Origin of the sequence: Lysinibacillus composti (assembly GCF_016908465.1) — a bacterium.
Taxonomy (GTDB): domain Bacteria; phylum Bacillota; class Bacilli; order Bacillales_A; family Planococcaceae; genus Ureibacillus; species Ureibacillus composti_A.
The window spans coordinates 1-12935 of the sequence record NZ_JAFBDY010000041.1 but is presented as its reverse complement, the minus strand read 5'-3'; the positions used below and the strand labels follow the sequence as shown (position 1 = coordinate 12935).

The 12935-nt window shown below is 36.1% G+C and carries 12 protein-coding genes and 1 rRNA gene; 4 read left to right on the top strand and 9 right to left on the bottom strand.

Annotation, left to right across the window (positions count from 1 at the left end; all coding sequences use genetic code 11):
* Both JOD29_RS20000 and JOD29_RS19995 read right to left on the bottom strand, forming a co-directional pair.
* Positions 1 to 69: ribosomal RNA gene (locus JOD29_RS20000) — 16S ribosomal RNA — on the bottom strand; the annotation flags it as partial.
* A 368-nt stretch (positions 70 to 437) separates the two neighbouring features.
* A complete protein-coding gene (locus tag JOD29_RS19995; protein ID WP_124767039.1) occupies positions 438 to 1322 on the bottom strand; it encodes a nucleotidyltransferase-like protein in 885 nt (294 codons plus the stop codon).
* A 246-nt stretch (positions 1323 to 1568) separates the two neighbouring features.
* On the opposite strand from JOD29_RS19995, the gene JOD29_RS19990 reads away from it, so the two are divergent.
* Positions 1569 to 1916 (top strand): YgzB family protein, encoded by a 348-nt coding sequence (locus tag JOD29_RS19990; RefSeq protein ID WP_124767038.1) that lies wholly within the window; start codon positions 1569 to 1571, stop codon positions 1914 to 1916.
* Between the two features lie 238 nt (positions 1917 to 2154).
* Here the strand turns inward: JOD29_RS19990 and perR are convergent, their stop codons facing one another.
* The 3 genes from perR to bcp form a co-directional block, all read right to left on the bottom strand.
* A complete protein-coding gene (gene perR / locus JOD29_RS19985; protein WP_124767037.1) occupies positions 2155 to 2598 on the bottom strand; it encodes a peroxide-responsive transcriptional repressor PerR in 444 nt (147 codons plus the stop codon).
* A gap of 195 nt (positions 2599 to 2793) precedes the next feature.
* Entirely contained in the window at positions 2794 to 3738 is a 945-nt protein-coding gene (locus JOD29_RS19980) for a D-2-hydroxyacid dehydrogenase (protein ID WP_124767036.1), read from the bottom strand.
* 4 nt (positions 3739 to 3742) lie between these two features.
* Entirely contained in the window at positions 3743 to 4210 is a 468-nt protein-coding gene (bcp, locus tag JOD29_RS19975; protein WP_124767035.1) for a thioredoxin-dependent thiol peroxidase, read from the bottom strand.
* 119 nt (positions 4211 to 4329) lie between these two features.
* Here bcp and JOD29_RS19970 point away from each other — a divergent pair, with 119 nt between their 5' ends.
* A complete protein-coding gene (locus tag JOD29_RS19970; RefSeq protein ID WP_124767034.1) occupies positions 4330 to 5616 on the top strand; it encodes a glutamate-1-semialdehyde 2,1-aminomutase in 1287 nt (428 codons plus the stop codon).
* Between the two features lie 327 nt (positions 5617 to 5943).
* Positions 5944 to 7035 carry an FUSC family protein gene (locus JOD29_RS19965; RefSeq protein WP_124767033.1) on the top strand — a complete coding sequence of 364 codons (1092 nt, stop codon included), beginning with the start codon at positions 5944 to 5946 and terminating at the stop codon, positions 7033 to 7035.
* A gap of 312 nt (positions 7036 to 7347) precedes the next feature.
* On the opposite strand, the gene JOD29_RS19960 is transcribed toward JOD29_RS19965, so the two are convergent.
* The 4 genes from JOD29_RS19960 to mutY form a co-directional block, all read right to left on the bottom strand.
* Complete coding sequence (locus JOD29_RS19960; RefSeq protein ID WP_124767032.1) at positions 7348 to 9090, bottom strand: ABC transporter ATP-binding protein; 1743 nt, start codon at positions 9088 to 9090, stop codon at positions 7348 to 7350.
* Positions 9091 to 9509: 419 nt separating this feature from the next.
* Positions 9510 to 10064, bottom strand: a complete 555-nt coding sequence (ntdP, locus tag JOD29_RS19955; RefSeq protein ID WP_124767031.1) for a nucleoside tri-diphosphate phosphatase — start codon at positions 10062 to 10064, stop codon at positions 9510 to 9512.
* A gap of 353 nt (positions 10065 to 10417) precedes the next feature.
* On the bottom strand, positions 10418 to 10585 hold the full coding sequence (locus JOD29_RS19950; protein ID WP_192894274.1) for a hypothetical protein: 168 nt from the start codon (positions 10583 to 10585) through the stop codon (positions 10418 to 10420).
* A 72-nt stretch (positions 10586 to 10657) separates the two neighbouring features.
* Complete coding sequence (gene mutY / locus JOD29_RS19945) at positions 10658 to 11713, bottom strand: A/G-specific adenine glycosylase (protein WP_124767030.1); 1056 nt, start codon at positions 11711 to 11713, stop codon at positions 10658 to 10660.
* Positions 11714 to 11855: 142 nt separating this feature from the next.
* On the opposite strand from mutY, the gene JOD29_RS19940 reads away from it, so the two are divergent.
* The gene (locus JOD29_RS19940) at positions 11856 to 12842 is read left to right on the top strand and encodes a metal-dependent hydrolase (RefSeq protein WP_124767029.1); all 987 of its coding nucleotides are present in this window, start codon (positions 11856 to 11858) and stop codon (positions 12840 to 12842) included.
* The last annotated feature ends 93 nt before the right edge of the window (positions 12843 to 12935 follow it).

Genomic DNA, 12935 nt, shown 5'->3' with positions numbered 1-12935 from the left:
TCGCTCGACTTGCATGTATTAGGCACGCCGCCAGCGTTCGTCCTGAGCCAGGATCAAACTCTCCATAAAAGAAAATTTGATAAAGCTCAAATTTTGCCGGACATAAAAAAATGTCCGAAAAACATCTGCTGGCATCAATTTTGATGTCCAAAATTCCGTTTCTTATTTAAGAGAAACGTTTATTTCATTAACGTTTTGTTGTTCAGTTTTCAAAGTTCATTTTTCTTCACTGGTTTTCAGCGACTTCCTTATAATAACAACATATCAAATCACTGTCAACATTTTTATTAAAAAGATGTATTGATTTATTATTGTAAGTACGTCACTCATTTGCGACGTTTATTATCTTACACTGAACTAAACCATAGGTCAACACTTTTTTACTTAAAAAAATTCTCAAGGTGTTAGGTATACACCTTGAGCGCCTAATAGGAAGCTTATTCCGATTTAATAGTGGCGGAATTAATACAGTAATGACGGTGATAAACTGTTTCACTCTTCGACAGAATTGGTTTAATGGAAATAAATCCTTTATCTACTAAATATTCAACAAAGACTTCTAAATCTTTTGAGTAATATTGAAGCTCTTTATGTGTATGTAATTCCTGTATTGACCAAGTTTCTTTAGAAAGCATTGATTCTAAAATATGATTCGCACCATCTTGCGTTTTTGAATTAATTAAGAAATCTATTCCTAAGAATAAAAGCTCTAATCTTTTTTCTAAGCTTTCATTACTTAAAACCAATTCTTCATATAGCTTATAAATAGATGGTTCGATTTTTTTCACTTGATCCCACACTGTAATTTCTGGATAAAGTCCACTATCAATTACCGAAAGTCTTGCTAAATGCTGCAATGATTCCACTACATGAAAGTAAGCATCTAGGTAATTTTTTCTTTGGAAAAATTCTTTCCCCTCAATATAATGCCGTATTAGCTTAGCAAATTGTATTCCAATTTTTATTTTCCGCCCAAAGAATGAGAACTCTTGAAGTTTATCACGCAAGTTATGTAGATACTCATTTCGATCGAAGATAATTTTGCCATAAATGATCCAATCCACAATACGACGGTTGGCACTTCCATAGAACCACTTATTCACTTGTTCCTCTGTTATGACATGCATGACCATTTTTTTACCTTCGTGCAAATAGTGTTTTGTAAAGATTGGCTCTTTCGCGTCTTTTACAATAATAAGTAAAACCGTATCAAACGTATCTGTAATGTTTGTTTCGTCATTACGTTTATTAACTAGTATGACACCTAAAGTTTCAGGTTGGCTAGCACGCTCTTGATAAATCGGGCGTAATATGTACTCCATGGGTAGTCCTCCTTTACGTTATTTGTTTCGACATGAAATATTAGAATCCTTCTTGACTTTTAGTTTCTATTTTTATGGTAATGAAACGTATTGTAATTATGTCTAAATCTCGACTTGTTTATATACGAGTCAACGCATTTTCAGAAGCTAAGTTCCCTACAAACAACCTAAATTGATTTACTCACCAAATGAATGAAGATCACAATGTATTATGATATAGTAGAAACTAGATTGGGAGGCAGAAACATGAAAAAATATAAAAATAAAATAAATAGAATCCGTTCCTTTGCCCTTTCCCTTATTTTCATTGGATTTGTCATAATGTATGGGGCAATTTTTTTCAGGGAAAATCAAATATTAGTCATTCTTTTCATGTCTTTAGGGTTAATTTGTATTATTGGTAGTACCGCTGTCTATGGTTGGATCGGATTATTATCTACAAGAGCCGTTCAGGTCGTTTGTCCAAACTGTCAAAGACATACAAAAGTACTCGGCCGTGTAGATATGTGCATGTATTGTAATGAACCTTTAACATTAGACCCTGCTCTTGAAGGGAAAGAATTTAGCGAGTCATATAATAGTAAACGAAATTAAATGAAACTATCCTTCAGCAATTGTTCGGAGGATAGTTTTTCTTTTTAATGGTTCTACTTAAAACATATACTTTAAAAAGCGAAGAAAAAATAAATAGATATTTCATCTACACGACTTAATTAAAAATAAGTCGTATCTCAAACACACTATTTTATAATCTTACTCATTTCAAAATAAAATGCATTACTTTAACACCTAATAAAAAAACCTAGCAACTCATGATTGCTAGGAGTTAAGTTTATTGAACTCTTTTTTCTACACCAACACAGTCTTGGCAAGTACCGTAAACTTCAAGTCTATGAGAATTTACCTTGAAGCCTGTTACGTGTGATGCAAATTGCTCCACTTCTTTTAATGCAGGATAATGGAAATCCACAATCTTACCACAACATTCACAAATCATATGATAGTGGTCGTTCGTAACAAAATCAAAACGACTAGCTGAATCTCCATAAGTCAGTTCCTTCACTAGCCCTGCTTCGCGAAATACACGCAAATTATTATATACAGTTGCGACACTCATATTGGGGAATTTCCCCTCTAGCGCCTTGTATATATCATCCGCTGTTGGGTGATTCATAGCTTCAATAAGATATTCCAAAATAGCATGACGCTGAGGAGTAATTCTTACACCTGTTGCCTTCAACGTGTCAAGTGCATCTTTTAAATGCAATACAGACATCGTCATGCACCTCTTTTCATACATATTCTTAATTTATAATTGTTACAATTAGTGTAACGAATTTTAAGAACATCTGTCAACACTTCAATATTATTTACTATTACTTTACGTTAGTATCTAGTAAATATTCATCAATTACAACAATATTATTTGATTCTAATTGAGAATAAATGAGAATACACCAAAATATTCCCTCTAATATCCACGTAAAATATCCATTTTATTTTCTACATCATGATCACCACTCAACCATTTCTTTAAGCTAGGTTTGAATATTTCTAAACTCCGCTCCACATAACGAGAAGAGTGACTTGAGAAATGCGGTGACACTGTTACATTGTCAAACTTCCAAAGTTTGTGATCTGCTGGTAACGGCTCTACCTCGTATACATCTAGAACCATATGGAAGATCAGTTCGTCTTCTAATACGCGAACTAATTCACCTAGACTTACTAAATCCCCACGTCCAAAATTCATAAAAATTGCATCTTTCCTCATCAATTTAAAATCTTCATAAGAAAGTAGATTTTTCGTTTCCTTTGTACTCGGAAGCATGCTAATGATAATTTCCGCTTTTGGAAGCTGTTCTTTTAATTCATCAATCCGATAGGTTTCATTCATGAATGGAGCAGGTTGACCACTACGATTTAACCCAATTGTATATACCTCAAAAGCTTGCAATAATCTACCTATTTCAGCTCCTATTGCACCAGGTCCAATGATTAGCGCAGTACTTCCGTTTAACTCGGAAAGTCGTGCTTTTTTATTCCATTCACAATTTTGTTGGTTCTTATATACAAACGGTAATGCTCGTTTCAAGGATAAAATATGGGCAATTATTGATTCTGCCATAGGCTTTTTATGAATACCACGCACATTTGAAACAAGGATTCCGCGCTCGGCAATTTTTTGAGCAGGCATTTTTTCAATACCAGCTGAAACAACGAAAATCCATTTTAACTGCTCTGATAATTCAATGTGATGGTCATTTAAATCTTCCCCGTATGTAACTAAAACATCTGTATCAGCTAATTCACTTTCATCCAATTGTTTATGAAAAGTGAAGTCAATTTCCGGAAACTCACTTACTAATGGTTCTTTTAAATCTGGTCTTGGATCTAACGTAAAATAAATCTTCATTCCATTACTTCCCTTCACGTAAAAACGTTAACACTTCTTCAATATGATCCTTCACTTTCACTTTTCGCCATTCTTTTATGACAGTTCCTTCTTCATTGATTAAAAAAGTAGATCGTTCAATTCCCATAAATTCACGACCGTACATTTTTTTCAACACCCAAACTCCATATTTTTCTGCTACAGCATGGTCTTCATCTACTAATAGTGAGAATGGCAAACCGTATTTATCTATAAATTTTGTATGTTTGGCTGCATTATCAGGACTTACCCCCAGAATGACTGCATTTAGTTCTGAAAAGTTTTTATATTGATCTCTAAAATCACAGGCTTCTGTCGTACAACCCGGTGTCATATCCTTTGGGTAGAAGTATAAAACAACCTTTTTTCCTTTAAAATCACTTAAACTTACTTGTTCGTCTTTTTCATTTAATAAAGTAAACTCAGGTGCATTTTGATTAAGTAATGTTTCCATTTAATTCAACCCCTCCATAATACTATCGTACCCAACAAGTACGACAGTTTCAAATTCTTTGGCGTTCAAATAAAAATAAGGCTACAATAGGATTGACTTAATTAATTGGAGGCATTTACATGAATCATTCAAAATCTGAACTAATACATCAAGAAGCCCTAGAGCATATTGTTGGTGGCGTAAATAGTCCATCACGTTCTTATAAAGCAGTTGGCGGTGGAGCACCGGTTGTCATGGCAGAAGGTAAAGGCGCATATTTTTGGGATGTTGACGGAAATCGTTACATAGATTATTTAGCAGCCTATGGTCCAATCATTACAGGTTTTGGTCATCCTCATATTGCTAAAGCAATTACTCGTGCAGCTGAAACGGGAGTACTTTTCGGGACACCAACTGAACATGAAGTAACATTCGCGAAAATGTTAAAAGAAGCAATCCCATCTTTAGATAAAGTGCGCTTTACAAACTCTGGTACAGAAGCTGTTATGACAACAGTTCGTGTAGCACGTGCGTATACAGGTCGTACTAAAATAATTAAATTCGCTGGTTGTTACCACGGACATTTCGACCAAGTGTTAGTTGCAGCTGGTTCAGGCCCTGCAACACTAGGTTCACCAGACTCAGCTGGTGTACCAACAAACGTTGCAACTGAGGTTATTACCGTTCCATTTAACAATAGAGAACAATTCCAATTAGCGATGGATAAATGGGGTGACCAAATTGCGGCAATCTTGATCGAACCAATCGTTGGAAACTTTGGAATCGTTGAGCCAAACCAAGGCTTCCTTCAATATGTTCATGAAGTGGCTAAAGAAAAAGGCGCTTTAACGATTCACGATGAAGTGATAACTGCATTCCGTTTCCATTACGGTGCAGCTCAAGATTTACTTGGACTTACACCAGATTTAACAGCGATGGGTAAAATCATTGGAGGAGGGCTCCCTATTGGTGCATACGGTGGACGTAAGGAAGTAATGAATACAGTTGCCCCTCTAGGACCTGCTTATCAAGCTGGAACAATGGCTGGAAACCCAGCGTCAATGTTAGCAGGAATTGCATGTCTAGAAGTGTTAAAACAACCTGGTGTTTATGAAAAAATGGATCACCTTGGTGCAATCCTTGAAAAAGGTATTTTAGAAGCAGCAGAAAAGCACGGGGTAACAATTACAGTTAACCGCTTAAAAGGTGCTCTAACAATCTACTTTACAGATGAAAAAGTTGAAAACTATGAGCAAGCAGAAAAATCTGATGGTGAAAAATTCGGTCGTTTCTTTAAATTAATGCTTTCTAAAGGAATTAATTTAGCACCATCTAAATACGAAGCTTGGTTCTTAACGACTGAGCATACAGAAGAAGATGTAGTCGAAACAATCGCAGCTGTAGATTACGCATTCTCCCAACTTTAATTAGAAAAGCGAAGGCGGCTAGTTCACACCCGACAAGCACTGGAGACAATACCGGTGAAGGCGCTCTTTGCCTTCGCTGGTATTGTCGAAGTGACCTCGAGGGTGTAGCCGCCGTAGCTAGACAAATAGAAAAGCGAAGGCAGGCTCGTTTAGTTTAATTCTAAGGTCAGCAAGTAGTTCGTAATTGCAGCTACACACTGTAAAAACTTCAGAGGTTTTTCACATTCATAAAGATTATCATCTATGTATTCTTGACCAATGCAATTTTATTAGGTAAAGTAATGTAATTTGATAATTTGTATTTCCGAAAGAGAGGGCTATTTTTACATGCAGTTAGGTGCCCGAGTATTAAAAACAGGATTAGCGATTGTTTTTGCGCTTTTCTTTGCTGAATTACTTCAATTACCTTCACCTGCCTTTGCAGGGATTGCAGCAATTTTCGCTATCCAACCTTCTATATATCGATCTTATTTATCGATCATAGAGCAAATCCAAGGAAATCTTATTGGTGCAACCATAGCGGTTTTCTTTGGGTTGTTGTTTGGTCACCATATTGTTGCCATTGGGATTGCCGCTATTATCGTCATTGCCTTAATGCGCAAGTTTAAGCTGGATAATTCTTTGTCCCTTGCCCTCGTCACCGTTGTGGCGATTATGGTCTATGAAGGGAATGACTTTTTAGAATTTGGTCTTATTAGATTTGCAACTGTAATGATTGGAGTATTTGCAGCGTTCATCGTGAACTTGTTTTTCCTTCCGCCACGTTATGAAAGTAAACTGTTTAAGATGATTGATTTTTTACAGGATGATGTGATTCGATGGACACGATTAGCCATTAGACAGGCATCAGAACACACATCGACAAAAGCTGCTTTAAATAAATTTCACTCACGTTTATCCGAAGTAGAATCAATGTATGACTTCTTTAAAGAAGAGCGGCATTATAGAAAAAGTAAAAGATATACCCAGGCTCGTAAACTTGTTGTGTATCGTCAAATGATTACGACTACCAAAAAAAGCCTTGAATTACTACAGCGACTGCATAAGCACGAAAATGAGATTCATGACTTACCTACTCCGTTCAGGATAATGATTCAAGAACGACTAGATTTCTTATTAACCTTCCATGAACAGTTATTATTAAAATACGCTGGTAAACTTCGACCGGAGCATTCTAAGTGGGCAGTCGATCAAGAACATTTACAAAATGCCGACGTATTGGAGCAACTATTAGAGCAAATTGCCTTTGAGAAAACACGAGAAGGCGAAGAAGAATTTACGAGTTATCATTTATTTTATATTTTCTCAAGAATTCTCGATTATGAAGAAAACTTAGAACATCTAGATACGTTAATTGTCTCGTTCCGCAGTTTCCATGGTAACGATAAAAATACAGATTTAGAGATAGATTATTACTAGAAAAGCGAAAGAACGCCCGTTTAGCTCTGCGACGGCATAAACGCGATGTCCTGTGTCACATTGCCGTCATGACTCACATCGTGTGAGCCTCAACAACTGGCCGACAACAACGCCACATCGTGTGGCATTGTCGGCACTAGCACATCCTGTGCGTCGGAAGAACCGACAAAAGGTCGCTTTTTGACCTTGCAGGCAGTTCTGAAGTTGTCGAAGAGCTGGCGTTCGCAGCTAGACATAAAGAAAAGCGGAGCTAATTGCTCAGTAAAAAAGGTTGGGATAACGCAGTTCATCAGCGTTGTCCCAACCCTTTTTTTAGTCTAACTTTTGAATTTGGAATAAGTCGTAATACACACCTTGCTTTTGCATTAACGATTCATGAGTACCTTCTTCAACTAAAAGCCCGTGATCAATGACGAATATTTTATCAGCATGTGTGATTGTGGAAAGTCGATGGGCAATGATAATCGTTGTCCGATCACTCGCTAAACGATTAAGTGAGTCTTGAATTAACGCTTCACTTTCTAAATCAAGTGCTGAAGTGGCTTCATCTAATATTAAAATTGGTGGATTTTTTAAAAATACACGGGCAATGGCAATCCGTTGCTTTTGACCACCAGAAAGCTTAACTCCGCGCTCACCAACTTTTGTGTCATACCCCTCTTGTAATGACATTATAAAGTCATGCGCATTGGCTGCTTTTGCTGCAGCGATTACCTCTTCTTCAGTTGCATCTGGTTTCCCCATCAGAATATTTTGCTTTACTGAATCACTAAATAATATATTGTCTTGTAAAACAATTCCGATTTGTGAACGTAATGATTGTATGACGACATCTTGTACATTATGTCCATCAATTAGTACTGCACCATCTGTTGCATCATAGAAGCGTGGAATTAAACTAACAATTGTAGATTTTCCTCCCCCACTCATTCCAACAAATGCAGCAGTTTCACCCGGTTGTATATTTAAATTTATACCTTGTAGGATGTTTTCTCCATTTTGTTCATATTTAAAACAAACATTATCAAAGGTAACTTGACCTGATACCGGGGGCAAAATTTTCGCATTTGCTTTATTTTCAACATCATAATCTTCATCCATTAACTCAAACATACGGTCCATTGAAGCAATCGATTGAGTCAAAGTAGTAGATGAGTTCACTAATCTTCTTAGTGGACTATATAAACGTTCAATATAAGCAATAAAGGCAGCCATTGTACCAACAGATAACTCCCCATTTATTACCTGATATCCTGCATAAGCGATTACTAATAATGGTGCAATGTCTGTAATCGTATTCACTACTGCAAAGGATTTAGCATTCCATTTTGTATGGTCTAGTGCCCGATCTAAAAATTCACCATTTTCATCATCAAAAACCTTTTGTTCATGCTTTTCCAAAGTGAAGCTTTTAATAATGCTTATTCCACTTACACGTTCATGCAAATAACTTTGCACACTTGCAAGTGCCTGAGACCTCTTCCTCGTCAAATCCCGTAGTTTTCCAAAGAAGAATTTTACGCTAAATGCATAGAAGGGGAAGGCGATAATGGCAACGATTGTTAGTTTTACATCCATTGTCATCATAATACCAATAGCAATCAAGATTGTTGAAACATCTAGCCATAGGTTCATTAAGCCAATCATGATGAAGTTTTTCGTTTGCTCAACATCATTAATAACACGGGATATAACTTCCCCAGCCCTCGTATTGGCGTAATATTTTAAACTGAGCTTTTGTAAATGGCCAAACAATTGTTCTCGAATGTCATATAACACCTTATTTCCAACATGTTGCGCATAATATTGACGGTAATATTCAATCGGTGGACGAATGATGAAGAACAAAATAACCGTTCCACCTAGCCAATAAAATAGCATTTTCATTTTTTCGCTATCTGATAAATCTGTATCGATAATATCATCAATGACGATTTTGATTAACAATGGGATAAATAAAGGAATTGCAAACTTTAATATCCCAATAATAATGGTAATAAAAATTTCCCATTTATAAGGTTTTACAAAGCGCATATAACGTTTAATACTATCCATGTATTTAATTCACTTCCTTACTAGAAAAGCGGAGAACGCTCGTTAAGCTCCGAAAACAACTGGCCAACAAAAACGCGACGTCCTGTCGCATTGTCGGCACTAGTACATCCTGTACGTCGAAGAACCGACAAAAGGGTTTTTGCGCCTGACGCTTCACTTTCGGCGCAGAAAATTGTGTGTTTCATTTCATTGAAACCACACAATTTTTGTCCTTGTAGGCGGTTTTAAAGTTGTCGAGGAGCTAGCGTTCGCAGCTAGACACTGTTCAAACTTCAAATTTTTCATACTATGCTTATCCTATAAACATACCAGATCCATACTATCCAATCTTTCTATTGCACGAATATCACTATACGCTATTTTAATTAAAAAAAGAAAAATAATAGCCTACCAGGTGCTCCCCGATAGGCATTATTAATTTACTTTTGGTTTTCATTGGATTGTAATTCTTTATTAAATAAGTAGCGATTTGTCCAAACTTCGATAAAATCTGGTGCAAATGGTCCTCTTCTTTGTTTTACCCAACTTTCAAGTTTGTTCACATTGCGCTTTAGGATTTGATCAATTACTTCGGGATATCCCATTTCTCTTTTATGTTGCTCATATTCATCTTCATCCAATAAAGTATAAGACATATCTGGAAAAACTTTTACATCTAGATCATAGTCAATATATTTTATTGCATTATTATCAAATACATATGGAGAACTCATATTACAATAATAATAAACCCCATCTTCGCGCAACATACAAATAATATTAAACCAGTGTTCTGCATGGAAATAACAAATTGAAGGTTCTCTCGTTAACCAGGTACGGCCATCTGATTCTGTTACGAGCGTTCGTTCGTTTGCACCAATAAAAATATTTTTTGTACCTTTTAACACCATCGTTTCTTGCCAGACACGGTGGATACGACCATTATGTTTATAACTATGTATTTGTATCGTTTCTCCTTCTTTTGGTATTGCCATGATAAAGCCCACCTTTTCGTCAATGCTACATCCGTATAAAAGTATATAATCTCTAGTATATTATACCAATGGTCAAGCAATACTTGTAGTTAAAAGAATACAATTTTTCCAAACAAACTATACCTGTTTTTATATTTTTATTTCACATGAGGAAAGTAGGGCTAGATTTCGGATATTATTTGGACTTTAACAAGTGGTCGAGACAGATCAGTCAAATCGTTAAGACAAGCGGATGTTTTCATTAATTTCAATTGTTTATTTGGGTCCCTACTCATGAATATAAAAAATTAAGGTATAGACTTAGCGTCTATACCTATGGTTAGCGAATATATTTATTCACTTTGGGTAATGCATTAGTTATTGTTATTATTGTTGTTATTGTTGTTGTTGCGGTTGTTATTACGTTGTTCGTTGTTTTGTTGACGTTGCTCTTGGTTGAACTCTTGTTCAGCCGCGAACTCTTCACGATTGTTGTTGTTGTTGTTGTTATTATTGTTGTTGTTGTTTTGTTTACGTGCCATGTCGAATCTCACCTCCGTCATACATATAGTGGTCGAGAAAAGGTGAGTTTATTCGACAAGTTGAAAAGTAAGTTATTTCAGAACATTCAAAATCTTTAACATTGGTACTGGCATAGGGTATTGCTCAAGTTGTTCTAATGTAAAGAACTGCGTATGCGTCGGTAAAAGCTTTTCCTGATTGACTTCAACAAGTATACAATCCATAAACCATGTCAGATGTGAAAACACATGTTTAAACGTTAAGAATTCTTCATCTATCGTATGGGAAATTTGCAAATGATATGTTTGTTCAAACTTTTTGTTAGGCTCGTGTTCTTTCTCAATTAAAATCATTGGGAATTGCCACATATTTGCTAGCAAGCCCTCTTCAGATCTTTTTTCTAATAAAAACTGCCCATTAGAATTCCGAGCTATAAACACTTTATATTTTTCACTTTTCGTTTTTGTTTTCTTTGATTTTACCGGAAGGCTTGCCGGATCCCCTTCATTATAAGCTGTACAAAATTCTCTTACTGGACAAAGCAAACATTTTGGAGATGTTGGTGTACAGATCATCGCCCCCAAATCCATAATTCCTTGGTTGAATGAACCTGGATCGTTTTCATCTATTAATTCTTCTACTGCTATTTCAAAGATTTTTCTTGTTTTCGGTAAAGCAATATCATCGGTAATATTTAAAACACGGCTTAGTACACGCATAACATTTCCGTCAACTGCATGTTCTGGCTTGTTATAAGCAATACTTAATATTGCACCAGCTGTGTAAGGACCAACACCTTTTAACTTTGAAATATCATGACGATTATCAGGTACTGTGCCATCATATTTTTCAACAACTTCTTTCACTCCAGATTGCAAATTTCTTGCTCTAGAATAGTAACCGAGTCCTTCCCACATTTTTAACAATTCTTCTTGGGGAGCATATGCAAGAGTTTCTATTGTGGGATACTTATCTATAAAACGATTGTAATAAGGAATTACGGTATCAACCCTTGTTTGTTGAAGCATCACTTCTGAAACCCAGATTTTATATGGGTCAGATGTTCGTCTCCAAGGTAAATCTCTTTTTTCTCTATGAAACCATTCGACTAAATTTTGACTAAATTCTTTTTTATATGGATAATCCACGTGCAACCTCCGGATAACGATTTTATTTTAGATAAAAAGGGTATAATATGTTGTAAGGATTAAAAGAAAATATATCCAATTAATAACCGATAAGTATATGGTAGAAAACACTCCATATGCAAAATGCAAGGAGTTGATACTTATGGATTCAGCTACACATTTGGTAATGGGAGTTGCTTTAGGAGGGTTAGCTTTAGCTGATCCCGTTGTTGCAGACAATTCGGTCACTTTCGCAGCTGTCATGGCAGGAACAATTCTTGGTTCACAAGCACCAGATGTTGATACAGTATTAAAACTTAGAAATAATGCAATCTATATTCGACATCATCGGGGCATCACTCATTCGATCCCTGCTGTTTTATTATGGCCAATAGCGTTAACAGTTTTATTATCATTCATTTTCCAAGAGGCTAACGTTCTTCATTTATGGCTATGGACATTTTTAGCAGTCTTTCTTCATGTTTTTGTTGATATATTTAATGCATATGGAACACAAGCACTAAGACCCTTTTCAAGAAAATGGGTAGCTCTAGGTGTCATTAATACTTTCGATCCGTATATATTCGGATTGCATTGTATTGGGATCTTAATTTGGGCATTTGGTGCAAATTCAGTGTTAACCTTTAGTATCATGTATGCCATAATTTTTTGTTATTATATTGTAAGATTCATGTTACAAGCTGCTGTTAAAAAAGCTGTCCATCATGCCATACAAGATGAAGATTACGTAATCGTAGCTCCAACAATGCGCTTCCTCTATTGGCGTGTAGCCGCAGCTTCAAAAACACATTATTATGTTGGACGAGCGTATGGTCGAACAATCAATATATACGATAAATTTGAAATCCGTCCTATTCCAAAGACAGAAATGATTGAGAAAGCCCTAGAAGATAGAAATCTAGCGGCATTTACTTCTTTCTCCCCACTCTATCGATGGGAAATCAGTGAATTAGAATCAGGCTTAACAGAAGTGCGCTTAATCGATTTACGTTATCGCAGTAACGACCACTATCCATTTGTTGCTGTAGCCCATGTAAATGAAGAACTAAATATCGTCAATTCCTATACCGGTTGGATTTTTAGCGAAGATAAACTGCAAAGAAAACTACAAATCGGCTCAAGTGACTAAGAAAAGCGGAGAACGCCCGTTAGCTCCGACAACAACTGGAAGAACCGACAAAAGGACGCTTTTAGTCCTTGAAGGCGGTTCTGAAGTTGTCGA

Excerpts from the sequence above, each read along its gene's own strand:
- JOD29_RS19995 (WP_124767039.1), bottom strand. The coding sequence starts at position 1,322 with ATGGAGTACATATTACGCCCGATTTATCAAGAGCGTGCTAGCCAACCT.
- JOD29_RS19990 (WP_124767038.1), top strand. The coding sequence starts at position 1,569 with ATGAAAAAATATAAAAATAAAATAAATAGAATCCGTTCCTTTGCCCTT.
- perR (WP_124767037.1), bottom strand. The coding sequence starts at position 2,598 with ATGTCTGTATTGCATTTAAAAGATGCACTTGACACGTTGAAGGCAACA.
- JOD29_RS19980 (WP_124767036.1), bottom strand. The coding sequence starts at position 3,738 with ATGAAGATTTATTTTACGTTAGATCCAAGACCAGATTTAAAAGAACCA.
- bcp (WP_124767035.1), bottom strand. The coding sequence starts at position 4,210 with ATGGAAACATTACTTAATCAAAATGCACCTGAGTTTACTTTATTAAAT.
- JOD29_RS19970 (WP_124767034.1), top strand. The coding sequence starts at position 4,330 with ATGAATCATTCAAAATCTGAACTAATACATCAAGAAGCCCTAGAGCAT.
- JOD29_RS19965 (WP_124767033.1), top strand. The coding sequence starts at position 5,944 with ATGCAGTTAGGTGCCCGAGTATTAAAAACAGGATTAGCGATTGTTTTT.
- JOD29_RS19960 (WP_124767032.1), bottom strand. The coding sequence starts at position 9,090 with ATGGATAGTATTAAACGTTATATGCGCTTTGTAAAACCTTATAAATGG.
- ntdP (WP_124767031.1), bottom strand. The coding sequence starts at position 10,064 with ATGGCAATACCAAAAGAAGGAGAAACGATACAAATACATAGTTATAAA.
- JOD29_RS19950 (WP_192894274.1), bottom strand. The coding sequence starts at position 10,585 with ATGGCACGTAAACAAAACAACAACAACAATAATAACAACAACAACAAC.
- JOD29_RS19940 (WP_124767029.1), top strand. The coding sequence starts at position 11,856 with ATGGATTCAGCTACACATTTGGTAATGGGAGTTGCTTTAGGAGGGTTA.